At 67.8% G+C, this 23,404-nt stretch carries 26 protein-coding genes and 1 tRNA gene; 18 read left to right on the top strand and 9 right to left on the bottom strand.

Features of this window, described 5'->3' with window-relative positions:
• Nucleotides 1–9 precede the first annotated feature (9 nt).
• From sufC to Q4P07_RS00735, 5 genes are read left to right on the top strand one after another with little or no spacing between them, the layout of a single operon-like run.
• Nucleotides 10–771: a Fe-S cluster assembly ATPase SufC gene (sufC, locus tag Q4P07_RS00755; RefSeq protein ID WP_303372975.1), complete on the top strand. Its 762-nt coding sequence runs from the start codon at nt 10–12 to the stop codon at nt 769–771.
• Nucleotides 772–804: 33 nt separating this feature from the next.
• Complete coding sequence (locus Q4P07_RS00750) at nt 805–2,142, top strand: aminotransferase class V-fold PLP-dependent enzyme (RefSeq protein WP_303372974.1); 1,338 nt, start codon at nt 805–807, stop codon at nt 2,140–2,142.
• Entirely contained in the window at nt 2,139–2,624 is a 486-nt protein-coding gene (sufU, locus tag Q4P07_RS00745; RefSeq protein WP_303372973.1) for a Fe-S cluster assembly sulfur transfer protein SufU, read from the top strand. Before Q4P07_RS00750 ends, sufU begins: the two co-directional genes overlap by 4 nt.
• A 25-nt stretch (nt 2,625–2,649) precedes the next feature.
• Nucleotides 2,650–2,976: a metal-sulfur cluster assembly factor gene (locus Q4P07_RS00740; RefSeq protein ID WP_303372972.1), complete on the top strand. Its 327-nt coding sequence runs from the start codon at nt 2,650–2,652 to the stop codon at nt 2,974–2,976.
• A gap of 13 nt (nt 2,977–2,989) precedes the next feature.
• Nucleotides 2,990–3,688: an acVLRF1 family peptidyl-tRNA hydrolase gene (locus tag Q4P07_RS00735; RefSeq protein WP_303372971.1), complete on the top strand. Its 699-nt coding sequence runs from the start codon at nt 2,990–2,992 to the stop codon at nt 3,686–3,688.
• A gap of 4 nt (nt 3,689–3,692) precedes the next feature.
• Here Q4P07_RS00735 and Q4P07_RS00730 read toward each other — a convergent pair whose 3' ends face one another.
• Nucleotides 3,693–4,565 (bottom strand): neutral zinc metallopeptidase, encoded by an 873-nt coding sequence (locus tag Q4P07_RS00730; protein ID WP_303372970.1) that lies wholly within the window; start codon nt 4,563–4,565, stop codon nt 3,693–3,695.
• 161 nt (nt 4,566–4,726) lie between these two features.
• On the opposite strand from Q4P07_RS00730, the gene abc-f reads away from it, so the two are divergent.
• Nucleotides 4,727–6,325: a ribosomal protection-like ABC-F family protein gene (abc-f, locus tag Q4P07_RS00725; RefSeq protein WP_303372969.1), complete on the top strand. Its 1,599-nt coding sequence runs from the start codon at nt 4,727–4,729 to the stop codon at nt 6,323–6,325.
• 76 nt (nt 6,326–6,401) lie between these two features.
• A complete protein-coding gene (locus tag Q4P07_RS00720; protein ID WP_303372968.1) occupies nt 6,402–8,267 on the top strand; it encodes an ABC transporter ATP-binding protein in 1,866 nt (621 codons plus the stop codon).
• A gap of 67 nt (nt 8,268–8,334) precedes the next feature.
• Here the strand turns inward: Q4P07_RS00720 and Q4P07_RS00715 are convergent, their stop codons facing one another.
• A complete protein-coding gene (locus Q4P07_RS00715) occupies nt 8,335–9,102 on the bottom strand; it encodes an SDR family oxidoreductase (protein ID WP_303372967.1) in 768 nt (255 codons plus the stop codon).
• Between the two features lie 253 nt (nt 9,103–9,355).
• On the opposite strand from Q4P07_RS00715, the gene Q4P07_RS00710 reads away from it, so the two are divergent.
• The 3 genes from Q4P07_RS00710 to Q4P07_RS00700 are packed head-to-tail and all read left to right on the top strand — an operon-like array spanning nt 9,356 to nt 11,624.
• Complete coding sequence (locus Q4P07_RS00710) at nt 9,356–9,499, top strand: hypothetical protein (protein WP_303372966.1); 144 nt, start codon at nt 9,356–9,358, stop codon at nt 9,497–9,499.
• Nucleotides 9,496–11,043 (top strand): sodium/proline symporter, encoded by a 1,548-nt coding sequence (locus Q4P07_RS00705; RefSeq protein ID WP_303372965.1) that lies wholly within the window; start codon nt 9,496–9,498, stop codon nt 11,041–11,043. The genes Q4P07_RS00710 and Q4P07_RS00705 overlap by 4 nt, the downstream gene beginning before the upstream one ends.
• A 5-nt stretch (nt 11,044–11,048) precedes the next feature.
• Nucleotides 11,049–11,624 carry a hypothetical protein gene (locus Q4P07_RS00700; protein WP_303372964.1) on the top strand — a complete coding sequence of 192 codons (576 nt, stop codon included), beginning with the start codon at nt 11,049–11,051 and terminating at the stop codon, nt 11,622–11,624.
• Between the two features lie 81 nt (nt 11,625–11,705).
• Here the strand turns inward: Q4P07_RS00700 and Q4P07_RS00695 are convergent, their stop codons facing one another.
• From Q4P07_RS00695 to Q4P07_RS00685, 3 genes are read right to left on the bottom strand one after another with little or no spacing between them, the layout of a single operon-like run.
• Nucleotides 11,706–12,563 (bottom strand): SURF1 family protein, encoded by an 858-nt coding sequence (locus tag Q4P07_RS00695; protein ID WP_303372963.1) that lies wholly within the window; start codon nt 12,561–12,563, stop codon nt 11,706–11,708.
• Complete coding sequence (locus tag Q4P07_RS00690; protein ID WP_303372962.1) at nt 12,532–12,765, bottom strand: hypothetical protein; 234 nt, start codon at nt 12,763–12,765, stop codon at nt 12,532–12,534. The genes Q4P07_RS00695 and Q4P07_RS00690 overlap by 32 nt, the downstream gene beginning before the upstream one ends.
• The gene (locus tag Q4P07_RS00685) at nt 12,762–13,181 is read right to left on the bottom strand and encodes a DUF3099 domain-containing protein (protein WP_303372961.1); all 420 of its coding nucleotides are present in this window, start codon (nt 13,179–13,181) and stop codon (nt 12,762–12,764) included. Before Q4P07_RS00685 ends, Q4P07_RS00690 begins: the two co-directional genes overlap by 4 nt.
• Between Q4P07_RS00685 and fabG the strand changes: the two genes are divergently transcribed.
• Entirely contained in the window at nt 13,174–13,944 is a 771-nt protein-coding gene (gene fabG, locus Q4P07_RS00680; RefSeq protein WP_303372960.1) for a beta-ketoacyl-ACP reductase, read from the top strand. The two genes, Q4P07_RS00685 and fabG, sit on opposite strands and share 8 nt — an antisense overlap.
• A gap of 31 nt (nt 13,945–13,975) precedes the next feature.
• Nucleotides 13,976–14,731: an enoyl-ACP reductase FabI gene (fabI, locus tag Q4P07_RS00675; protein ID WP_303372959.1), complete on the top strand. Its 756-nt coding sequence runs from the start codon at nt 13,976–13,978 to the stop codon at nt 14,729–14,731.
• Between the two features lie 91 nt (nt 14,732–14,822).
• Here fabI and glgC read toward each other — a convergent pair whose 3' ends face one another.
• The gene (gene glgC / locus Q4P07_RS00670; protein WP_303372958.1) at nt 14,823–16,079 is read right to left on the bottom strand and encodes a glucose-1-phosphate adenylyltransferase; all 1,257 of its coding nucleotides are present in this window, start codon (nt 16,077–16,079) and stop codon (nt 14,823–14,825) included.
• A 66-nt stretch (nt 16,080–16,145) separates the two neighbouring features.
• Between glgC and glgA the strand changes: the two genes are divergently transcribed.
• Nucleotides 16,146–17,381: a glycogen synthase gene (gene glgA, locus Q4P07_RS00665; protein WP_303372957.1), complete on the top strand. Its 1,236-nt coding sequence runs from the start codon at nt 16,146–16,148 to the stop codon at nt 17,379–17,381.
• Between the two features lie 79 nt (nt 17,382–17,460).
• On the opposite strand, the gene Q4P07_RS00660 is transcribed toward glgA, so the two are convergent.
• Nucleotides 17,461–18,225 (bottom strand): hypothetical protein, encoded by a 765-nt coding sequence (locus Q4P07_RS00660; RefSeq protein ID WP_303372956.1) that lies wholly within the window; start codon nt 18,223–18,225, stop codon nt 17,461–17,463.
• Between the two features lie 43 nt (nt 18,226–18,268).
• Between Q4P07_RS00660 and Q4P07_RS00655 the strand changes: the two genes are divergently transcribed.
• The 3 genes from Q4P07_RS00655 to Q4P07_RS00645 are packed head-to-tail and all read left to right on the top strand — an operon-like array spanning nt 18,269 to nt 20,723.
• On the top strand, nt 18,269–19,102 hold the full coding sequence (locus Q4P07_RS00655) for an ABC transporter ATP-binding protein (protein ID WP_303372955.1): 834 nt from the start codon (nt 18,269–18,271) through the stop codon (nt 19,100–19,102).
• On the top strand, nt 19,099–19,863 hold the full coding sequence (locus tag Q4P07_RS00650; RefSeq protein WP_303372954.1) for a sulfite exporter TauE/SafE family protein: 765 nt from the start codon (nt 19,099–19,101) through the stop codon (nt 19,861–19,863). The genes Q4P07_RS00655 and Q4P07_RS00650 overlap by 4 nt, the downstream gene beginning before the upstream one ends.
• Entirely contained in the window at nt 19,860–20,723 is an 864-nt protein-coding gene (locus Q4P07_RS00645) for an RNA methyltransferase (protein WP_303372953.1), read from the top strand. Before Q4P07_RS00650 ends, Q4P07_RS00645 begins: the two co-directional genes overlap by 4 nt.
• Here the strand turns inward: Q4P07_RS00645 and Q4P07_RS00640 are convergent.
• Nucleotides 20,712–21,257 (bottom strand): YbaK/EbsC family protein, encoded by a 546-nt coding sequence (locus Q4P07_RS00640; protein ID WP_303372952.1) that lies wholly within the window; start codon nt 21,255–21,257, stop codon nt 20,712–20,714. The two genes, Q4P07_RS00645 and Q4P07_RS00640, sit on opposite strands and share 12 nt — an antisense overlap.
• On the bottom strand, nt 21,254–21,784 hold the full coding sequence (locus tag Q4P07_RS00635; RefSeq protein ID WP_303372951.1) for a YbhB/YbcL family Raf kinase inhibitor-like protein: 531 nt from the start codon (nt 21,782–21,784) through the stop codon (nt 21,254–21,256). The genes Q4P07_RS00640 and Q4P07_RS00635 overlap by 4 nt, the downstream gene beginning before the upstream one ends.
• An 84-nt stretch (nt 21,785–21,868) precedes the next feature.
• On the opposite strand from Q4P07_RS00635, the gene Q4P07_RS00630 reads away from it, so the two are divergent.
• Both Q4P07_RS00630 and Q4P07_RS00625 read left to right on the top strand, forming a co-directional pair.
• Entirely contained in the window at nt 21,869–23,272 is a 1,404-nt protein-coding gene (locus Q4P07_RS00630) for a DNA polymerase IV (RefSeq protein WP_303372950.1), read from the top strand.
• A gap of 47 nt (nt 23,273–23,319) precedes the next feature.
• Nucleotides 23,320–23,403, top strand: a tRNA-Leu gene (locus Q4P07_RS00625).
• The last annotated feature ends 1 nt before the right edge of the window (nt 23,404 follow it).

Raw genomic sequence — 23,404 nt, 5'->3', positions numbered from 1 at the left:
AGGAGCACCATGACCACCCTGGAAATCCGCAACCTTCACGTCAGCGTCGACACCGACGACTCCACCAAGGAGATCCTCCGTGGCGTCGACCTGACCATCAACTCAGGTGAGACACACGCCATCATGGGCCCGAACGGCTCCGGCAAGTCCACCCTCGCCTACGCCATCGCCGGCCACCCCAAATACACCGTCACACAGGGCGAGATCCTGCTTGACGGCGAGGACGTCCTGGCGATGAGCGTCGACGAGCGTGCCCGCGCCGGCCTGTTCCTGGCGATGCAGTACCCCGTTGAGGTGCCCGGCGTGACCGTCTCCAACTTCCTGCGCACCGCCAAGACCGCCATCGACGGCGAAGCCCCCAAGCTGCGCCATTGGGTCAAGGACGTGAAGACCGCGATGGCCAAGCTGCGGATGGACCCGGAGTTTGCCGAGCGCAACGTCAACGAAGGCTTCTCCGGCGGCGAGAAGAAGCGCCACGAGATCCTTCAGATGGAGCTCCTCAAGCCGAAGATCGCCATCATGGACGAGACCGACTCCGGCCTCGACGTCGACGCCTTGCGCGTGGTCTCCGAGGGCGTCAACCGGATCAAGGAGGACACCGGCCTGGGTGTCATGCTCATCACGCACTACACCCGCATCCTCAACTATGTGGAGCCGGACTTCGTGCACGTCTTCATCCACGGACAGGTTGCCGAGTCCGGTGGCGCCGAGCTGGCCACCCGCCTGGAGAACGAGGGCTACGACCGCTTCCTCACCACGGCTGCGGTCTGAGCCTCCGATAGGCCTGGCACCAGGAGTTCAGGTATGACGACCCGCTGGCCGACCGATCCCGCTCCCACGGGGTTGCAGCTGAGCCGGGAAGAGCTCGCCGCCGTGCGAGCGGACTTTCCGCTGCTCGCGCGCACCGTGCGGGACGGTCGGCCGCTCGTCTACCTCGACAGCGGCGCCACTGCGCAAAAGCCGAGCGTCGTGCTGGATGCCGAACGCGAGTTCTACGAGCGGCACAACGCCGCGGTGCACCGTGGCGCGCACCAGCTTGCGGAGGAGGCCACCGAGGCCTTCGAGGGTGCCCGGGAGACGGTGGCCCGCTTCTTGGGGGCCTCGCCCGGCGAAGTCGTCTTTACCAAGAACGGCACTGAGGGCCTCAACCTGCTCGCGTACTCCTTCTCCAACGCCAACGCACCGGGGGCGTTGGACGGAGTCGACGCGAGGTGGGCAGATCGGCTCCGGCTAGGTCCGGGGGATGAGGTCGTGGTGACCGAGATGGAGCACCACGCCAACCTCGTGCCGTGGCAGGAACTGTGCCGCCGCACCGGTGCCACCCTCCGCTGGATCGGCATCACCGACGACGGCTACCTCACTGACCCGGCCGAAGCGGTGGGGGAGCGGACCAAGGTGGTTGCCGTCACGCAGGTGTCCAACGTCCTCGGCACCCTCAACGACCTTAGGCCCGTCATCGCGGCCGCCCAAGCAGTCGGGGCGTTGGTGGTTGTCGATGCCTGCCAGTCGGCTCCGCACCTGGACATCACGGACCTGACCGCCGCGGGCTCCGGCGTGGACGCGCTGGTCTTCACGGGCCACAAGACGCTGGGACCCTCCGGGGTAGGCGTGCTCTGGGCCCGACGGGCGCTGCTCGAGGCGATGCCACCGTTCCTGACCGGAGGCTCGATGATCGAGATCGTCCGGATGGAGGGCTCGACGTGGGCGCCGCCCCCGCAGAAGTTTGAGGCCGGGGTGCCGATGGCCGCCCAGGCGGTCGGCCTCGCAGCCGCTGTGGACTACCTGATGGAGCTCGGGCTGGACCGCGTGCACGCTCACGATCAGGCCCTCATGCGTCATACCCTCCAAGGTTTGGCGCAGCGACCCTGGGTGCGGGTGCTAGGCCCGGCCGACCCGGCCGATCGGGTCGGGGCCGTCTCCTTCACCGTCGACGGGGTGCACCCGCACGATGTCGGGCAGGTGCTCGACGACGACGGGGTCGCCGTGCGCACCGGACACCACTGCGCGTGGCCGCTGCACCGTCGGCTCGGCGTGCCCGCGACGACCCGAGTCAGCTTCGGGGTCTACACGACGACCGAGGAGATCGATGTGTTCCTGGCTGCGCTAGACAAGGTGCGGGCAGTCTTCGGGGTGACCGGATGAAGGATCTCTACGGCCAACTCATCCTGGACCACGCCAAGAATCCCCAGCACGCCGGATTGCGCGAGCCCTACGACGTGCAGATCCATCAGGTCAACCCCACCTGCGGCGACGAGGTGACCTTGCGGGTCCGGCTCGCCAACGGTCCCGACGGGCAGGTGCTGGAGGATCTCTCCTACGACTCGCTGGGGTGCTCGATCTCGATCGCCTCTGCCTCGATCCTGGCCGAGGAATGCCTCGGCCGGCCGGTCGCTGAGACCCTGGAGACCTACCGGCACCTGCGGACGATGTTGGCCAGCAAGGGCAAGGACCCCGGAGACATCGAGCAGATCGGTGACGGCGTAGCCTTTGCCGGGGTCTCGCGCTATCCCGCGCGCATCAAGTGCGCCCTGCTGGCCTGGACCGCCTACGTCGATGCGCTCGCACGCGCAGGCATCGACATCTCCGAACTCTTCGCCGCCACCGGTGACGACCAGACCCACTGACCACTCACCACCTCAGGAGGAAGCAATGACTACCCAGCCCAGCCCGCCCAACGTCGCCGACGTCGAGGAGGCCCTGCGCGACGTGATCGACCCCGAGCTCGGCATCAATGTCGTCGACCTCGGCCTCGTCTACGGCGTGACTGTCGATCAGGGCGCGCACACCGTGATCGACATGACCCTTACCTCCGCGGCCTGCCCGTTGACCGACGTCATCGAGGACCAGATCGCCCAGACTCTGGAGGGTCTGGTCGCCAGCCACCGCATCAACTGGGTCTGGATGCCGCCGTGGGGTCCGGACAAGATCACCGATGACGGGCGCGAGCAGTTGCGTGCCATCGGCTTCAACGTCTGATCCAGATCACCTGATGAGCTCGACCCAGCGGGTGGAGGTCGCTCCCGAGCGACTCACCGGCTGGGTCGATCGCTTTGTCGCCTCCCACGGGGAGATCGCCTGGTCGGCAGAGGTGCTCCGTCCAGGACCGGTAGAACCATTGCTTGCAGGTGCGCCGCCGGCGCGAGGCACTGCCTGGCGCGGGGAGGCGTCCGACGGCTCGTGGGTGAGATGTCAAGGGTGGGGGCCCGCCCAGGGAGAGTGGTCGGCGACTGGTCCCTGGGTGGCGCCGCCGGGGGCGCTCCTCGTGCTGCTCGTACGACGTGGGGGGTATGCGGTGGCCGTCACCACTGCGGCCGGTGAGCTCTTGGCGCACAAGGTCGGCACGCGGCACGTCCAGTCGCGCACGGCGGCCGGGGGCTGGAGTCAGCAGCGTTTTGCCCGGCGCCGCGCCAACCAGGCCGATGCGCTGGTCGATGGTGTCGTGGGGCATGCCGCAGACATCCTGGAACGCGCAGAGTCCGCCAGCAAGGGTCGCGTCGCTGCGCTCGTGACCGGAGGGGACCCAGGCCTCATTGGCAAGGTGGTCCACGCCCTGGCGAGCGGACCCCGAAGGCGGCTCCTCGGCCTACCTCGCCTGGAACTGCGAGACGTAGCCGACCCCCGCCGGGTTGTCCTCGACCGCGCCATCGAGCGGGCACGAGCGGTGCACGTCGAGGTCTTCAACGCCTGAGGGCTCAGAAGTCGTCGACGCTGGCGGCCTGCAAGGTGTTGCACTGGTTGGCGTCGCCAGTCTTGTAGCCCTTCATGAACCAGCCCACCCGCTGCTCGGCGGAGCCGTGCGTCCAGTTGTGCGGCGTGACCTGACCTTGCATCTTCTCCTGGATCGAGTCGTCGCCGACCGCCGAGGCAGCAGAGATCGCGGAATTGACGTCCTCCTCGGTCAAGGGCTCGAGCAAGGTGTTGCCGTCAGGGTCCTTGGTGGTCGCAGCGTTGCCAGCCCAGGCACCAGCGAAACAATCGGCCTGAAGCTCGACACGGACGGCGCCGGACTCTGGTCCCTTGGGGTCCTGCTGGGAGGACTGGAGGGCCCCGGTGTAGTTCTGGATGTGATGGCCGTACTCGTGGGCAAGGACGTACATCTGGCTGAAGTTGCCGCCGTCAGCGCCCAATTGCCCCTCGAGCTGGTCGAAGAAACTAGTGTCGAGGTAGATCTTCTGGTCCAGCGGGCAATAGAAGGGGCCGACCTGGCTCGTCGCCTGGCCACACTGGGTGCTGACGGCCCCGCTGAACAGGATCGCCTCGGTGGGCTTGGCCTTGGGATAGGTCTCTGCCCAGTAGTCCTCCAGAGACAGCATGGTGGCCTTCATCCGACAGTCGACCCGGGCGTTGGCGTCCGCGCCGGTCTGGCACTGCGCGAGGTCGACGTTCTCCGCCTGCGATTCTGTCTGCTGGCCTCCGCCAAGGATGGCGCCCGGGTCGCCGCCCAGCAGCAGGACGACCAGCGCGAGGAGCAGCGCGCCGATGCCACCGCCGACGGCCAGGCCGCCACCGCCACCCCCGCCTCGGGCCCTGCCCGAACCGATGTTGGCGTTCTCCCTGAAGGTCATGTGTGCACCTTTGCCATCGCAATTCGTGCTGGTCGGACGACCACCACCTAGCGCGTAGACTATCTACCTGGCCTGACGTCCGCATTCGCAGTACGCGGCGCGCCGTCTCATCCCTCACCCAGCACGCAGCATTCCGTGCTGCCCGCACCCAGGAGTCCTAGATGATCACCGCGTCCGACGTCGAGGTCCGCGTGGGCGCGCGGCTGCTCATGGATGATGTCAGCTTCCGCGTGGGCTCCGGCGACCGGGTCGGACTCGTCGGGCGCAACGGGGCCGGCAAGACCACCCTGACCAAGATCCTGGCCGGGTATGGCGAGCCGTCGGCGGGCACGATCACGCGCACCGGTGAGATCGGCTACCTTCCGCAGGATCCGCGCACCGGGGACACGCATGTGCTGGGCCGGGACCGGATCCTGTCGGCGCGCGGCCTGGACGACGTGATCCGCGGCCTGCGCAAGGCGGAAGATGCGATGGCTCACGGTGAGGGCCCGACGCGTGAAAAGGCCATGCGGCGCTACGGCACCCTAGAAGCGGAGTTCATCTCCCGCGGCGGCTATGCCGCCGAGTCGGAGGCAGCATCGATCGCCAGCTCCCTGGGCCTGCCAGACCGCGTCCTCGGTCAGGCGCTGAATACCCTCTCCGGCGGTCAGCGGCGCCGCATCGAACTGGCGCGGATCCTCTTCTCCGGCGCGGAGACACTGCTCCTGGACGAGCCGACCAACCACCTCGACGGGGACTCGGTGGTCTGGCTGCGCGACCACCTGCGGACCTACGCGGGCGGCTTGCTCGTCATCTCTCACGACGTGGCGCTCATCGAGACCGTCGTCAACAAGATGTTCTACCTCGACGCCAACCGGCAGGTCCTGGACGTCTACAACATGGGGTGGAAGAACTACCTCGCACAGCGTGAGGCTGACGAGCGGCGCCGTCGCCGCGAGAGGACCAACACCGAGAAGAAGGCGTCCGCGCTGTTGCTGCAGGCGGACAAGATGCGAGCGAAGGCGACCAAGGCCGTGGCTGCTCAGAACATGGCTCGCCGAGCCGAGCGCATGCTGGCCAGCCTCGAGGGGGAGCGGGCCGTCGACCGGGTGGCCAAGCTACGCTTCCCCAAGCCAGCCGCGTGCGGCAAGACACCGTTGATGGCAGAGGCGTTGTCACGCTCCTACGGGTCGCTGGAGATCTTCACCGACGTCGACCTGGCGATCGACCGCGGCTCCAAGGTGGTCGTGCTGGGTCTCAACGGCGCCGGCAAGACGACGCTGCTGCGCATCCTGGCAGGCGTCGACGAGCCGGACACCGGCGATGTCATTGCTGGTCACGGCCTCAAACTGGGCTACTACGCCCAGGAGCACGAGACCCTCGACGTCAAGCGCTCCGTGCTGGAGAACATGAAAACTGCGGCGCCGGACCTGGACGAGACCGAGACGCGCAAGGTGCTCGGCTCCTTCCTGTTTAGCGGGGATGACGTCGACAAGCCGGCAGCCGTGCTCTCGGGTGGCGAGAAGACACGGCTGGCGCTGGCCACCCTCGTGGTGTCTGCCGCCAATGTGCTGCTCCTCGACGAGCCCACCAACAACCTCGATCCCGCTTCGCGGGAAGAAATCTTGTCGGCACTGCGCTCCTACGAGGGTGCGGTCGTCCTGGTCAGCCACGACGAGGGTGCCGTCCAAGCCCTCGAGCCCGAGCGGGTGCTGCTGCTGCCCGACGGCGTCGAGGACCTGTGGGGCCGCGACTACGAAGACCTGATCGCCCTCGCCTGACCGGGCGGTCGCTCTTGCCAGACCGGGCGGTCGCTCTTGCCAGACGAGCACGACATACCTAAAGGAGGAACTCTCGATGACCTTCGTCGGAGGTGGACGCGGCACGTCCTTCCGCAGTTTCTCCAAGGACCCGTCGGTCAAGGGGCACCTGCTCAAGCCGGGGACTGCGCGGCGGGTGGCGACGTATGGTCGGCCGTTCGCCAAGGACATCGCGATCTACCTCGCGCTGACGATCGTCGCGGGAGTCCTGGTCACGGCAGTCCCCCTCTTGCTCAAGCAGATCATCGACGACGGCGTGACCCCTCGCGACCGTCAGGTGGTGATCACCCTGGGCCTGATCGTCGCTGGTGTCGCCGTCGTCGAGTCGGTCGTGACGGTGGTGACGCGCTGGTTCGGTTCACGGATCGGTGAGGGCTTGATCCTCGGACTGCGCACCCAGGTCTTCAGCCACGTGCTCCAGCAGCCCATCGCGTTCTTCACCCGCTCGCAGACTGGCGCGCTCGTGAGCCGGCTCAACAGTGACGTGATCGGGGCGCAGACGGCCTTCACGTCGATCCTTTCCGGGCTGGTCAGCAACGTTGTCCTGATCGTCCTGATCCTGGTGGCGCTCTTCTCGATGAGTCCCATCATCACGATCCTCGCGCTCATCCTGCTGCCGATCTTCCTCATCCCCGCGCGCCTGATGGGCGACCGTTTGTCGAAACTGACACGGCAGCAGATGAACCTCAATGCAGATCTGCAGACCAGGATGACCGAACGATTCAACGTGGCCGGAGCGTTGCTCGTGCGCCTCTTCGGCCATCCAGCGCAGGAGAACGAGGAGTATGAGGTGCGCGCCCGCGGAGTGCGGGACGCGGGTGTCGCGATTGCGGTCAACAGGGTGGTCTTCATGGCCGGTCTTGGGCTCGTCGCGTCGTTAGCGACCGCACTGGTCTACGGGATGGGTGGTCTGATGGCGGTGGCGCAGCAGTTGACAGTGGGGACCCTGGTGGCGATGGCCGCGTTGCTCTCTCGGCTCTACGCGCCGCTGACCGCACTGTCCAACGCGCGCGTCGACATCATGACCGCACTCGTCTCCTTCGAGCGGATCTTTGAGGTGCTCGATCTGCGGCCGTTGGTCCGCGAGGTGGACAACCCTGTGGAGCTGCCGACCGGTCAGGTCGGCATCACGCTGGAGAACGTCTCGTTCAGTTATCCGCCCGCCAGCGAAGTCTCCATCCCTTCCCTGGAGCAGCGGTCGGAGACCGAGTCCGTGGATGGCCGTATGGTGCTCTCCGGGGTGAGCGCGGACATCCCGGCTGGGTCGATGGTCGCGCTGGTCGGACCGTCCGGGGCGGGCAAGACGACGCTCACTTCCTTGGTGGCGCGGCTCTTCGACCCGGTCTCTGGCGTGGTGCGGATCGGGGGAGTGGACCTGCGGGAGACGTCCTTCGACTCGCTCCGAGCGACGATCGGCGTGGTCACTCAAGAAGCCCACATGTTCAACGACACGGTGCGCGCAAACTTGCGCTATGCCCGACCGGAGGCCACGGATGCCCAGATCTGGAGTGCGCTGCGTGGCGCCCGCATCGACGGCCTGCTGGAGCGGCTGCCAGACGGTCTCGACACCGTGGTCGGGGACCGCGGTCACCGACTTTCCGGCGGTGAGAAGCAGCGCCTCGCCATCGCCCGGCTGCTCCTGAAGTCACCGTCGGTCGTCGTGCTGGACGAAGCCACTGCGCACCTGGACAGCGAGTCCGAGGTCGCCGTGCAGCGGGCCCTCAATGACGCCTTGGCGGGACGGACCTCGATCGTCATCGCCCACCGTTTGTCCACGGTCCGGGACGCCGATCTCATCCTCGTGATGGAGGGTGGCCAGATCGTCCAGCGCGGCACCCACGAAGAGCTGCTCGCCGCTGGTGGTCTCTACAAGACTCTGCACGACACCCAGTTCCGCGACTGACCTCCCGGTCTGCGATGGGGCAGGCGGGTTCTTGGACCTGGCGCACCTCTCGTCGGGAAGGGCCAGGCTAAAGAGCCCGGGTCGAGCCTCCGTCTACGGTGATCGCCGACCCGCTGACATAGGACGCCATCGGTGAGGCCAGGAAGGCAACAACGGCACCGAACTCTTCGGGTTGTCCATAACGGCGCAGGGGGATGCTCGCCATCGATCGCTCCCGCAGCGCTACCGGGTCGGGCGCCGCCGACTCCAACTCTGTGAGCCGGTCCGTCTCGATCCTGCCGGGCAGGACCACGTTGACGCGGTGGCCCTGCGGGCCCCACTCATCGGCCAGCGTCTTGGCCACCATCGCCAGGCCCGGGCGGAGACCGTTGGAGATCGCGAGGCCCGCGATCGGCGTCCTCACCGACGTCGAGAGCACGAGGGTGACCGACAACGGCGCGGTGGCATGCTGCAGCGCGGTCCGAGCCAGCCGGACAGCGCCGAGAAAGACGCAGTCGAAGGCATCCCTCCATTGCTCGTCCGTCGCGGCCGTCGCGGTGGCTCCCGGAGGACCGCCGACACTGATGATGACCCCGTCCAAGCGCCCGAAGTGTTCATCGGCTGCCGCCATGAGCAGGTCCGCACTCTCATCGTCACCCAGGTCAGTTGCGAGTCCGATCGCCTGACCTGGCCCGGCCTCGTTCAGGTTGGCGGCGGCCAGGTCTATGGCGTCCTGGTTACGCGACGCGACGATGACGTCCGCCCCATCGTGGACGAGATGCTCGGCGGTCGCGAAGCCAAGTCCACGTGAAGCACCAGTGATGATGTAGGTGCGGCCAGTCAGTCCAAGGTCCATGGCCCCATCGTGTCAGGCCGGGCGTCGATGCCGGCCACGCCTGCACTCCGGCGCGAGTTCACGACCGGGGCCCCGCTCACCCGGCCCGCGGTCCGGGCACCGTGGCATACTGCTGTCCATGTCGCCCACGACCGGTGGGCCGTTGTCCCGGCCTGGCGGTACTTGCTGCAGCACTCACCGTGACCGACGCGCACGTGGGCTGACAAGCCGCGACCGGCGTCCGTCTCACGAGAGCGACTAAGGAGAGAGCGACATGTTTGGGTTACCGGCAACGACGACGGCGATCATGGTGGGCGTCCTGGGATTCTGGGTGGTCTACACCTTGGTCTTCTACTTCAGCACAAAGAACTGGGCTGTCGAGGACGCGGACGGCGACCACGAGGGAGTGGCAGGATGAGTATCGAACTCGGCTTCCTCATCCTGTATTTCGCTGCGATGCTCGGCATCGGAGTGTGGGCGGCCCGCAGAAAGAGCGCGACGACCGAGGGCTTCCTGCTGGCGGACCGGAGTCTGGGACCGGCGGTCACCGCACTGCGCCTGCAGAGTTCTTCGATGTCGGGTTATATGTTCCTCGGCGCCGGGTCTCTGGGTTACACCCAGGGCTACTTCGGTATGTGGTACGCCCTCGGAGACGTGGGGGGCGGGGTGCTCAACCTGTCGATCCTCGGGCGACGAATGCGCAAACTGTCCGCGATGTTGGGTTCGATCACCTCTATCGGTTACCTGGAGCACCGCTACCCGTCCCCATGGGTGCGGGCGGTTGCTGCGGTGGTCGCATTGTTCTGCATGTTCTTCTACGTCCTAGCCCAGTTCCTCGCCGGCGGCCAGGGGCTGGCCATGGTCACGGGACTGTCGGTCGACGTCTCGATGATCGTTGCGGTCGGGGTGATCGTGGGCTACACCTTCCTCGGCGGCTACCTGGCCGTTGCCTACACCGACTTCGTGCAGGCGATCGTCATGGTGATCGGGATGTTGTGGATCCTCATTGCCACGCTGCAGTACCTCGGTGGGCTCACCGCCGGCCACCAGCGCCTCGGCGCCATCGATGCGGACCTCCTGACCATGTGGGGCGTTGACCAGCAGTATCTGGGTCAATGGGGAATCATCATCGGTGCGGTACTGATTTTCTCGATCGGCTATATGGGTTGGCCGCACGTCAACGTCAGTCACATGGCGATGCGTCGGCCGTCCGTCGCGCGTCGTGCCGGGCTCTACTCCACGACCTTCAACCTGTTGTTCATCCCCGCCGCTTACCTGATCGGGATGATGGGCCTGGTCATCGTCCCCAACCTGGACAACCCGGAGCTGGCGATCTTCGAGGTCGCCGAGATTGTCCTGCCGCCGGTCGCGCTGGGTGTGGTGATGGCCGCGATCATGGCGGCGATCATGTCCACCGCCGACGCCCTACTGTTGCAGGCCGGGACAATCGCCTCCCACGACCTGTGGGGCCGGTTCCGGAAGCAGAAGACGGACGAGCGCACCGCCGTGACCATCTCCCGGATCACCGTGTTAGCGCTTGCCGTCATCGGGACGATCCTGGCGATCACCGAGCCACCCGGGGTGTTCGACATCGTGGTGTTCTCCACCAGCGTGCTCGGGGCTGCGTTCGTGCCGGTTTACGTGTGCGCCGTGTGGTGGAAGAAGGCGAACAGCGCCGGGGCCCTCGCCTCGATCGTCGTCGGCACAGTCGCCGCGGTCACCGCTCAGCTGGTCGGCTCAAGCGACAGCATCGGATTCGATCCCATGGGGATCGGGATCACCTGTTCTGTGATCGCCATCGTCGTGGTGTCATTGGCCACGCAGCGGTCACACCCTGTGCCCGAGCACGTGCTCCGAGCCGTGGAGGAGACCGCACGCGTCCGGCGCGTTCCGGCACGTCTGGCCGCAGGCGAGGACCCGAGCCTGGCCGCCCAAGTGCCGGATATGGACGGCCCCCGGTGATGACGGTGCGCAACGATCTGGCGACGGCGTCGGATCTCGTCTGGCCAGCAGCCGTTCCCCCCGAGGTCGCTGTCCGCACGGTGGCCCGGCGCCTTCAGCCAGGGGTCGATCTCACGGCCCGCCTCTATCACCACCCGTTCCTGGGGATGATGTTCCTCTGCGGCGCTGACACCGGCAGGTTGCGGCGGAGGGTCACCGCCGGGCCGATCCTGGCGGCCGTCGTGGTGGACCTGGTCAGCGGTCGCGCATTCCTGAGCGACCCGTGGAACAAAGAGGACTTCACGACTCGAGACGTCGCCCTGCGTGCAGTCACTGCCGGCAGCCCTGAAGGCACAACTGTTGCCGTGCGTGGCCCAGCCCCACGGTTGACGGAGGCGGAGGCCATCGAGGCCGGTCGAGCGCTGCTGCCCGGGTTGCTAGCGCGTCGGCGCCGGCTCGACCGACTCGGCGCGGCCCGGCTAGCGGGTCCGCCAGTCCAGTTCGGGAAACCGAACTGGTGGGTGACCGGTCGTCACGGTGAGCGTCACATAGAGGTCGTGGTCGACGCCCTCAGCGGACGACACTACGTCTCCTCGGCCTGAGGACCAGCCCATCGTGCAGCCCTAAAGATCCTGCTCGCCTGGGCGGCCCGTTCGGTGTGGCTGGGCGGCCCGTCCGGTGGGTCAGGCGTCCTCTTCGTCCCAGATGCGGACCTTCTTGGGCTTGGTCCGCTTGCCGCTCGAAGTGCCACTCCGCATCGCGTCCGCTTTGACGAGCTGCTCGCCATTCTCGTCCCGCGCCGTCTGGCGCGCCATGACGACCACGAGGATCACGCCCGCCGGGACGGTCAGCCACCACTGCAGGGCGTAGGCGAAATGGGAGCCAAGGCCGGTGTCCGGTGGCTCGAGCGCCGCCGGTCGCGTCGGCGGCGCGGGCGACTCGGAGGCGAGAATCACATACGCCTGGAGAAAGGTTCGCCCGGTGGCCGAGGCAAGCTCGGGCACATCGATGGAGGCGAGTTGCCCGGCGGGCAGTTGGCGCCCGAGGTCAGGCTCGGAGGGACGCAACCAGCCGATCACCGTGACCTGACCTGAGGGTGGGGCCGGCACGTCGGGCAGCGTTGCGGCGTCGGCGGCGTTGGGGACCCAGCCCCGGTCGACGGCCACCGCCGAGCCGTCGGCGAGCACGAGCGGGACGAGCACCTCATACCCGTAGACGCCGAACTGGGGACGGTTGCGTATGACGTGCTGGTCCGCAGCCGCATAGCTCCCGACCGCCTCGATCCGTCGCCACTGATCCTGGTGCCTCAACGGGGTGTCAGGCTGCGTCAGAATGTCGTTCAGCGGCACGGGGGTGCCGTCGTAGTTGGCCTCGATCAGGGTCCGACGGTCGAGCTTGTAGCCGTGGCGGTGCCACTGCCAGAGCCCGAGATTGGCGGTGAGCACGCCGAAGAGGACAGCGATGAGCAGATAGGCGATCCATCGGGGTCGCCGCAGCACCGCCAGCACGTCAGCCGTCCGCCTCGGAAAGTTGGTCGACACCAATGACCTCGAGCAGGAAGCCGCGCAGGCTGATGAAGCCGGTGAGCTGGTCCACGTCTTCGTCGCAGGCGAGCCACACCTTGCGGCGGCCTTCCACGTGCAGGGTGGGATTGCGCCAGACCACGGCTTGGGTGGCCTGGCGGCGACACCCCTTGGCGCTGCAGACAAGGCCTGCTGGGGAGGGCGCAGGGATCAGGCTCATGCGGCTGGCTGTCCCGGGTGCTCGTCGGTCGCCGGGTGGTTCTTGACGACAACCCCCCGGATCGTGCCCGGCGCCGGGCCCGCGTTCTCGCGCTGCGAAATGAGGGGGGCATCGAGGCGGCGCACCGGCGAGGTCGGGCCGCCGACGGCTGGCCGGGTGCGCAGATCCACCGCATTGGCGAGCGCCACCGCGAAGTAGGGGATGAACACGGCGTTGAAGACAAAGATCCATCCCAGCACCGGATGGTCGGACATGAACGCCCACACCCCGAGCGGGAAAGAGACAGTGCGGATCCCCATCGCAATGAGGTAGTTCCTCATGCGACGACGACGGTCCACTTCCAGTGAGCTCGGCGCAGTCGTGACGGCCTGCGCAGGCCGACTCGCCGATCCGTGGCGCGACGCGTTGATGGGCACCCTCCAACGATACGACTACGGTGGCACCGTGAGCGACACGACCACTACCCAGCAGCAGCCCAAGGCCGTCCTGGTCACCGGAGGCAACCGCGGCATCGGCCTGGCGATAGCGCGCAGTTTTGCCGAGGCGGGCGACGACGTCCTCATCACCCATCGAAGCGGCACCCCCCCAGCGGGCTTGCGCGGCGTGATCTGTGACGTCACCGACAGCGAGAGCGTCGACCGGGCCTTTACCGAGGCCGAGCAGATCCTGGGCCGTCCCATCGAGGTCCTGGTCGCCAACGCCGGCATCACCAAGGACACCCTGTTGATGCGGATGAGCGACGAGGACTTCGAGGCCGTGATCGACACCAACCTCACCGGCGCCTTCCGCTGCGCCAGACGCGCCGCCAAGGGCATGATCCGCGCCCGCGCAGGGCGGATCATCCTGATTTCCTCGGTCGTCGGTCTCTACGGTTCACCCGGCCAGACCAACTACGCCGCGTCCAAGGCGGCGCTCGTCGGGCTGGCCCGCTCGATCACTCGGGAGCTCGGTGGCCGCGGGATTACCGCCAACGTGGTCGCCCCCGGCTTCATCGAGACCGAGATGACCGAACAGTTATCCGAGGAACTGCGCAAGTCCTACCTCGCTGGCATCCCGGCGGGCCGGTTCGCGACGACGCAGGAGGTTGCGGGCGCGGTGCGTTTCCTCGCCGGCCCCGACGCTGCCTACATCTCCGGCGCCGTGATCCCGGTCGACGGCGGTCTCGGCATGGGTCACTGACGGATCACGCAGTGTGGTTTAGAGTCTGCGCATGCTCCTTGACGGCAAGAAACTTCTGATCACCGGGGTCCTGATGGACTCCTCTATCGCCTTCCATGTGGCTCGACTGGCCCAGGAGCAGGGTGCGGAGGTGATTCTGACCTCGTTCGGACGCACCTTCAGGATCACCCAGACAATCGCCAAGCGCCTGCCGGCTCCCGCGCCCGTCATCGAGTTGGACGTTTCCGACACGGAGCACCTCGCGACCCTTGCCGACCGGCTCGGCGAGCACGTCGACCATCTCGACGGCGTGCTGCACTCGATCGGTTTCGCGCCCAAGGGAGCCTTCGACTTCATGAACGCACAGTGGGAGGACGTCTCGACTGCACTTCACGTGAGCGCCTACTCCCTGAAGGCTCTGGCCGCTGCGTGCCTGCCCAAGATGGGGCCAGGCGGCTCGGTCGTCGGTCTCACCTTCGACGGGCAGTACGCCTGGCCGGTCTATGACTGGATGGGGGTGTCCAAGGCGGCGTTCGAGGCGACCAGCCGATACCTCGCGCGGGACCTCGGCCCCCAGGGGATCCGCTCCAACCTCGTCTCGGCCGGGCCGGTCGCGACGACCGCCGCCAAGTCGATCCCAGATTTTGATCAGTTCGCCAAGTGGGGCGAGCACAGCCCGCTCGGGTGGGACGTGCAGGACCCGGTGCCGGCAGCCAAGGCGTGCGTGGCACTGCTCTCCGACTGGTTCCCAGCGACGACCGGTGAGATCGTGCATGTCGACGGCGGCTTCCACGCGATGGGCTTCTGAGCGCGGACAGCCTTTAGGTATGACGTGCCGCACCTAGTGCCTAGGTGCCCCCGCCGCGTCATACCCGCCGCTCTCCTCGCGTCAGGGCAGCCTAGGAGGAGATGACCGACCCCTTGCCGACCACGACGATGCCGGTGTCGGTCACCTTGAAGCCGCGCGCCCGGTCATGGTCGTGGTCGACGCCGATGTGCACTCCGGCGGGGACAAAGACGCCCTTGTCGATGATCGCCCGGTGGATCTGGCAGGAGCGCCCGATCTGCACGCGATCCAGCAGGACCGAGCGAGTGACGTGGCTAAAGCTGTGCACGGTGACTCGTGGCGACAGCACGGAGTCGGACACGGTCGAGCCTGAGATGACGCAGCCGGGGGAGACGGCGGAGTTGACCGCGTGCCCGATCCGGTCGCCCGAGCCGTGCACGAACTTGGCTGGCGGGTGGGGGCCGTAGTTGGTGTAGATCGGCCAGGCCTCGTTGTAGAGGTTGAAGATCGGGTGGACCGAGATGAGGTCCATGTGCGCGTCGTAGTAGGAGTCGATCGTCCCCACGTCGCGCCAGTATCCGCGGTCCCGGTCGGTGGCACCGGGGACCTCGTTGTTCTTGAAGTCGTAGACCCAGGCGTCGTTGGCGGCGACGAAAGCGGGCACGATGTCGCCACCCATGTCGTGCTTGCTCTCCTCCGCCGTGGCGTCCGAGCGCACCGCATCCTCAAGGGCGTCAGCAGTGAAGACGTAGTTGCCCATCGAGGCGAGCACCTCGTCGGGGGAGTCCGGCAGGCCCGCAGGGTCGGTGGGCTTCTCCCGGAACTTGCTGATCCGCCGCGGCTCGTCCGCGTCCACCTCGATCACGCCGAACTGATCGGCCAGCCTGATGGGCTGGCGGATGGCGGCGACGGTGCAGCCGACACCGCTGTCGAGGTGTTGCTGGACCATCTGGCTGAAGTCCATGCGGTAGACGTGGTCCGCACCCACCACCACCACGATGTCCGGGCGCTCGTCGTGCACGAGGTTGAGACTCTGGTAGATCGCGTCGGCCGACCCGGCGAACCAATGCTTGCCGACCCGCTGCTGGGCGGGCACCGAGGCAACGTAGTTGCCCAGGAGCGTCGACATCCGCCAAGTCTTGGTGATGTGGGCATCGAGGGAGTGCGACTTGTACTGCGTGAGCACGACGACCTTGAGGAAACCGGAGTTGACGACGTTGGACAAGGCAAAGTCGATGAGCCGGTAGATGCCCGCGAACGGCACGGCAGGCTTGGCACGATCGGCCGTCAGCGGCATCAGCCGCTTGCCCTCCCCACCAGCCAGGACGATCGCCAGGACCTTGACACGAGAACCACGCTGAGCCGCCATGGGTCCAACCTAGAGCCTGACGACGGGCTCTGGCGAGAGGCAGTGCCGGAGCACTAGGTTGGGATGGTGCGCATCGACATCCTGACCCGTGAATACCCGCCCCACATTTATGGAGGGGCCGGGGTGCATGTCGCCGAGCTGACCCGGGCGCTGCGTGCCGTGGACGGGGTGCAGGTGCAGGTGCGGGCCTTCGACGACCCGGTCGAGGAAGACATGACCACGGGGTATGCCGTGCCCGCGGGCCTGGAGGACGCCAACAGTGCGCTTAGGACGCTCGGGGTCGACCTGCTGATGGCGCGCGACGTGGCCGCCGGCGGCGCGGACCTGGTGCACTCACACACCTGGTACGCCAACTTGGGCGGCCACCTGGGGGCGCTCCTGGCCGGGATCCCGCACGTGATCAGCGCGCACTCCCTGGAGCCGATGCGGCCGTGGAAGGCCGAACAGCTCGGCGGCGGGTATGGCGTCTCCTCCATGGCGGAGAAGGTGGCCTACGAGGGTGCGGCGGGGATCGTCGCGGTGTCAGCGGGCATGCGCGAGGACATCCTGAGGTCTTACCCATCGGTCGACCCGGCGAAGGTGCACGTGGTCCACAACGGGATCGACTCTGCCCTCTGGCAGCGCGACACGTCTGCGCAGGCCGCAGACTTCGTGCGTTCCCAGGGACTGGATCCGTCCGCGCGGACCGCCGTCTTCCTGGGGCGAATCACCCGGCAGAAGGGGCTGCCCTATCTGCTGCGCGCGCTGCGCCAGCTCGAGGACGACGTGCAGATCGTGCTGCTCGCGGGAGCACCGGACACCCCCGAGATCGAGGCGGAGGTCATCGGTCTGGTCGACCAGCTCCGGTCTGACCGGGGGCAAGGGGCGGCCCCCGTCGTGTGGATCGGGGAGATGCTGCCGCGCAACAAGGTGATCGCGGTGCTCTCGCACGCGACCGTCTTCATGTGCCCCTCGGTCTATGAGCCGCTGGGCATCGTCAACCTCGAAGCCATGGCCTGCGGGGCGCCGGTGGTGGCGACGGCCACGGGCGGTATCCCCGAGGTCGTGGTAGATGGTGAGACGGGCTGGCTGGTGCCGATCGAGCAGGTGCAGGACGGCACCGGCACGCCGGTGGACGAGGAGAAATTCGTCGCCGAGCTGGGTGCTGCGCTCGTCGCCGCGCTGTCGGACCCGGCGGAGGCCGCCCGTCGCGGTGAGGCCGGACGTCAGCGCGCCGTGGAGAGCTTTAGCTGGACGACCATTGCCGAGCGGACCCTGGAGGTCTACCGGGCCGTCCTGGAGGGTCGCTCGCCGCAGCTCTGAACACTTCGGCCCGTCCGGTCCGCAGGGGCGGCGAGCAGGCGTGCCGCCAGCCCGCGCGCACGCCTACTGAGAGGGCCGGTCAGGACCGGAAGGCCAGGTGAAGGGCCGCGGCGTTGGTGGCATCGGCCAGGGCCGAGGATGCATGCGCGGCGATCCGATGGAGCAGTTGCGTGCGGCTGGCCGTGGTGGAGGCGTCCAGCGACGCTGTCACGGCATCCAGACCGGCGTCCGTCAGGGCAAGCACGCTCCCGGCCAGGTTGATGACTCGCAACGCCCTCGGAGGCAGCCCCTCCGGGACCCCCCACCTGGCGGCGCCCAGATGTGAGCGAGCCCGTGACGCGCCCCGCTCGGCCGCCGAGCCGAACGGCGGAGCCCCCGCGGAGATCAGTTGGTCGGTCAGCTCAGCGAGCTCGGTCCGCAAAGACAGCTCTATGCGACCCAGGTCGAGCGCCTCGACGCGGTGCGTCGGGACCGGCTCGGCAGCAAAGGAGGCCCACTGTGCCAGCCAGCCCTGGTCACCCACCGGCCCGAAGGTGCTCAGCGTCGGCACCAGCGCCCCTCCGACGCCGGGGACATACACGCACTCCCGCGACTGAGTCGCCGCAGCGAGCAGCTCGACCGAGCCTCTCGGCATACCGGTCACATCGCCGGGCCGAGGTAGGGCCGCCAGCACCACGCGCTCCCCGAGCGAGGCCCACAGTTCGAGGGGTTCCAGGAGGCCGACACAGTCGTCGATGTCCGGCAGTGCGCGTCGGGGCACCTCACGCTGCGGCACGCGTCCGCCGAGGGCTGCGGTCGCCCACAGGGCGACGCGAATGCTGGCTGGCAGCTCATGCTCGGACATGTCGTCGATGGTAGGCACTGTCACGTCGCTAGAGTGGGCGATCATGAGCGACGTCCTCGAATTTGCCGGTGTAGGTGTGCGCCGTGGCACCTCTGACCTCCTACGGGACGTCACCTGGTCCGTCGAGGAGGGGGAGCGGTGGGTGGTCATCGGCCCCAACGGCGCCGGCAAGACGACCCTGCTCCAGCTCGCGGCCGCCCGCATGCACCCCACGACCGGCGTCGCCGGAGTCCTCGGCGAGGTGCTGGGCACGGTCGACGTCTTTGAGCTCCGTCCCCGCATCGGCGTGTCCAGCGCCGCCGTCGCGGACCGGATCCCGGACGAGGAGCGCGTCAGCGACGTGGTCGTGACCGCTGCCTACGGGGTGCTCGGCCGGTGGCGTGAGGAGTATGACGAGTCCGACGAGCGTCGCGCCGCGGGGCTGCTGGACGCACTCGGCGTCTCACATCTTGCCCAGCGCCGCTTCGGCACGCTGTCCGAGGGTGAACGTAAACGTGTTCAGATCGCACGTGCGCTGATGACTGATCCTGAGCTGATGCTGCTCGACGAGCCGGCCGCGGGGCTCGACCTGCGTGGTCGCGAAGACCTGGTGAGTCGGCTCAGTCTGCTTGCCGAGGACCTCGAGGCACCCGCCATGGTGCTCGTGACCCACCATGTCGAGGAGATCCCCCCAGGTTTCACCGACATCCTCATGCTGCGTGACGGAGAAGTCGTCGCAGCCGGCCCGATCGAGGTCACGCTGACGGCAGACAACTTGAGCCGCACCTTCGACATACCTCTCGTGGTGGACCGCCACGGCAACAGGTGGTCCGCGCGCGCGGCCAGTCCCCAGGAGGCCCCCGCGGCGTCGCACGTGCCCGCCGGCAACCTCGCGTGAGTTTCTGGGAGATCACCGCCATCATCCTGGCGGGGTTCATGGCTGGCACGATCAACACCATCGTCGGTTCGGGGACGCTGATCACCTTTCCGACGCTGCTGTTCTTCGGCTACCCGCCGGTGATGGCCAACATTTCCAACAGCCTCGGGCTGGTGCCCGGCGGGGTGACCGGTGCGTGGGGCTATCGCAGCGAGCTGCGGTCCCTTGGGCCGATGCTGCGACGGCTGGCGCCGGCTAGCTTCGTGGGCTCCATCATCGGGGCGCTGCTGCTCCTCGTGCTGCCGGCGGCGGCCTTTGAGGCGATCGTGCCGATCCTGATCCTGCTCGCGCTGGTGCTCGTCGTGCTCGGACCGCGTCTGTCCAGGTGGGCGGCGTCGCACCACGTGGAGGCCGTCACCCGGGGTCGGTGGGTGGCGCTCATCCTCGGTGTCGTGTTTGCCGGGATGTATGGCGGGTATTTTGGGGCCGCGCAGGGCGTCCTGCTGTTGGGTCTGATGAGCATCCTGCTGCCCCTGGGACTGCAGCAGATGAACGGCATCAAGAACGTCCTCGGAGCGATCGTCAACTTCGTGGCAGCCATGGTCTTCCTGATCGTCGACCCGAGCCAGGTGGACTGGACGATCGTGCTGCTCGTCGGCATCGGCTCCATCCTCGGCGGTCTCATCGGTGCCCGCATCGGCAAGGCCATGGCCCCCTGGGTGCTGCGTCTGGTGATCGTCGTCGTCGGCGTCACCGCGATCATCTTCCTGCTCGTCACATGAGCCCAGCTGATGAGCCGGGGCAGCGCTTGCCGTCCGGCTGCACCTGGGTGGCCGACCCGGGGGACCCGCGGCTGCGGGATTACGTCTCGCTGACCGACGTCGCACTGCGCCGGGTGCTGGAGCCGGAGCGCGGCCTCTATATGGCCGAGTCGGAGAAGGTGATCCGCCGGGCGCTGACAGCCGGGCACCGGGTGCGGTCGTTGCTCATGACGCCCCGTTGGATCGAGGAGTGGCCCGACCTGCTGGAGACGGCGGCCGAGCAGGACGCACCTGTCTTTGTCGTGCCTGCACCGGTCGCGGAGGCGTTGACGGGCTATCACCTGCACCGGGGGATGCTGGCGGCCATGCACCGCCCGTCCCTGCCGTCGCTGGAGTCGGTGATGGCCGGGGCACGACGGGTGGTCGTGCTGGAGGACATCGTCGACCACACCAACGTTGGCGCCGCCTTTCGTTCAGCGGCCGCCCTCGGGATCGATGCGGTCCTGGTGACCCCCCGGTGCGCAGACCCGTTCTACCGTCGCAGCGTGCGGGTCTCTATGGGCGCCGTCTTCCAGGTGTCGTGGACCCGGATCGACCCCTGGCCGGGAGGGGTCGGGGTGCTGCAGGAGATGGGCTTCACGGTGGCGGCGCTGGCGCTGTCGGAGGACGCGGTGAGCCTGGACGACCTCGAGCGCCGCCCACCCCAGCGACTGGCCCTGGTGCTGGGCACCGAGGGCGATGGTCTTTCAGCACGCACCGTCGAGGCGGCCGACCTGGTCCTGAAGATCCCGATGGGCGGGGGAGTGGACTCGCTCAATGTGGCGGCGGCCTCCGCGGTCGCGTTCTGGGCCCTCCGCCCGAGGATCGCTTCAGACCGCTAGGGCCAGTCCCTCGATGACCTCGACGCCGTGTAGGTGCGCGGCGAGACGCCCTGGCAGCCGCAGTTTGGACCGTCGCACCCCTGAGCCGATCACGATCATCGCCCGCTCCACCACGCGAGAGTCGACGAGCACCGGCCAGGTGCTCGGGACACCGATCGGGGTGATCCCGCCGTGCTGCATACCGGTGCGAGACACCGCCTCATCCATCGACATGAACGAGCACTTGCGCACATCCAGACGCTTGCGGATCACCTTGTTGACGTCGGCTCGCGTCGTGCCCAGCACGAGGGCGGCACAGACGCGCTCCTGCCCGCCTCGTGCCCCGTCGATGACGATGCAGTTGGCCATGTCGGCTAGGTCCAGGCCGCTCGCCGCCACCAGCGCGGCGGTGTCTGCCAGGCTCGGGTCGATCTCGGCGACCTCGACGGCGGATACGTCCACCTGGCTTGCGTCGTCCAGTGCCTGTAGCGCAGAGCGCGTCGGCTCGGCGAGCAGGTCCGGACGGTCCAGGGCCGGGACCCAGTCGAGCCTCACAAGGCGTAGGTGCCCGTGAGGGAGCCGCGGGCCAGGACGTTGCCGAGCGTGGCGAACTGCGCCTTGGCGATCGAGGTGCTCGAGTCAAGCCCCGTCTGGTCAGTGTCCAGTGCCCAGACCGTGAAGATATAGCGGTGCGCCGGGTCGCCCACGGGTGGTGCGGCGCCACCGAAGTCGCGTGTCCCGTAGTCGTTGGCTAGCGTGATGGCGCCAGCGCCCAGGGGATTGCCGAGGGACCCGGCTCCGGCGGCCAGGGAGTGGACGTCGGCGGGGATGCCGAGCACCGCCCAGTGGCCGAAGCCGCCGATGACTGGCGCGTCGGGGTCGTGGCAGAGGAGGAGGAAAGACTTGGTGCCCTCCGGCGCACCGCTCCAGGACAACTGAGGGGAAGTGTTGCCAGCGCCGTAGCCGGCGCTCTTCGGCAGTGGATCGCCATCGTTGAAGTCGTCGCTGGTCACACTCAGGGTGGCCGGTGCGGCGGGCAGGTGATCCAACGGGTGCGGTGGGTAGGTGCGGTCCAGGCTCATGCTTCGACCCTACCCACCGGTTGTGAGGAGTTGCGGGCCTGGTGGCGCTGCAGCGTTGCCGGACGAGCATGGCACAGTGTGCCCATGTCGTCCGGCCAGCGGTGCATCATGCACCTGGACCTGGATGCGTTTTTCGCCGCGGTCGAGCAGCGGGACAAGCCGTCCCTGCGAGGCAAACCGGTGGTGGTCGGTGGCACGGGCGGTCGAGGCGTGGTCGCGACGGCATCGTATGAGGCCCGCACGTATGGCGCGCGCTCCGCGATGCCCACCGTCGAGGCGCGGCGGCGATGCCCGTCGGGGACTGCGTTCCTGTCACCGCGATTTGAGGCCTACCGGGCCAGTTCGTTGGTCGTGATGGAGATCCTGCGCACCCGCTCCCCGCTGGTCGAGCAGGTGTCGGTGGACGAGGCGTATGTCGACCTGTCGATCGCCACTGACCCACCCGGTTGGGCAGAGGGTCGGCTGGAGTCCTGGACAAGGGAGTTGGTGGAGGAGATCCGCGCGGCGACCGGCGGGCTGACCGCCTCCGTCGGAGTGGCGACCTCCAAGATGATGGCCAAGCTGGCCAGCGAGATGGACAAACCGGGGGGTCGGACCATCCTGCGCCCGGGCACCGAGCTGGAGATCTTGCACCCCATGTCAGTGCGGGCAATCGCGGGCGTGGGGCCTGCGACGGCGGCCCGCCTGCGGACCTTCGGGATCGAGAGCGTCGGCGATCTGGCAAAGGTGTCGCAGGCCGATCTCGTCGCGATCTTCGGGACCTCCCATGGCGCCGGGCTGCACGCCCTGGCCATGGCCCAGGACGAGCGCGAGGTCGTGGCCGAGCGGGAGGCCAAGAGCATCTCCGTGGAGGAGACCTTCGAGACGGACATCACTGACCCGCACTTCCTGCAGACCGAGCTGTTGCGCATGTCTGCCAAGGTCGCCGCACGTCTCGGCTCGGCGGAGCTCTTCGCTCGGACGATCACGGTCAAGGCCAGGCACCACGATTTCAGCACGCAGACCCGCGCGTCGTCGCTGCCGTTTGCGACCGGTGACGACGCTGTGATCCTGCGGGAGGGTCGACGTCTGCTGGCCGGCCTCGACGTCACCGGGGGGTTGCGCCTCCTGGGCTTGGGTGTCTCTGGGCTCACCGGGCACGCGCAGGAGGAGTTGGAGTTCGAGGGGAGGGGCACCGCATACCCACAGGACGTCCTGGACCTGCCGGACGTGCGAGGGGTGATCGAGACTGCAGAGGAACCACAGGGGGCTGAGGTCGCCGGTGAGCTGGCGACCCGGGTGCGGTCAGGGTGGAGGACCGGGCAGGACGTGCGGCACGCAGATCACGGTGCGGGCTGGGTGTGGGGCAGCGGTCTTGGACGGGTCACGGTCAGGTTTGAGGGACCACGCACCTCGCCCGGACCCATCCGGACCTTCCCGGTGGATGATCCTCGACTTGCGTCAACGACGGTCCCGGACTGGCGTGAGACCCCCTCGGCAGCGTGCTAATCTAGGCCGTCGTTGCCCACTTTTGTCGAAGTGCGCAACACACACCCGTCCGGGTGGCGGAATGGCAGACGCGCTAGCTTGAGGTGCTAGTGCCCTTAGCGGGCGTGGGGGTTCAAGTCCCCCTCCGGACAC

Origin of the sequence: Ornithinimicrobium sp. (genome assembly GCF_030537745.1) — a bacterium.
Taxonomy (GTDB): domain Bacteria; phylum Actinomycetota; class Actinomycetes; order Actinomycetales; family Dermatophilaceae; genus Ornithinicoccus.
This window is presented reverse-complemented; position numbering and strand designations above follow the sequence as displayed.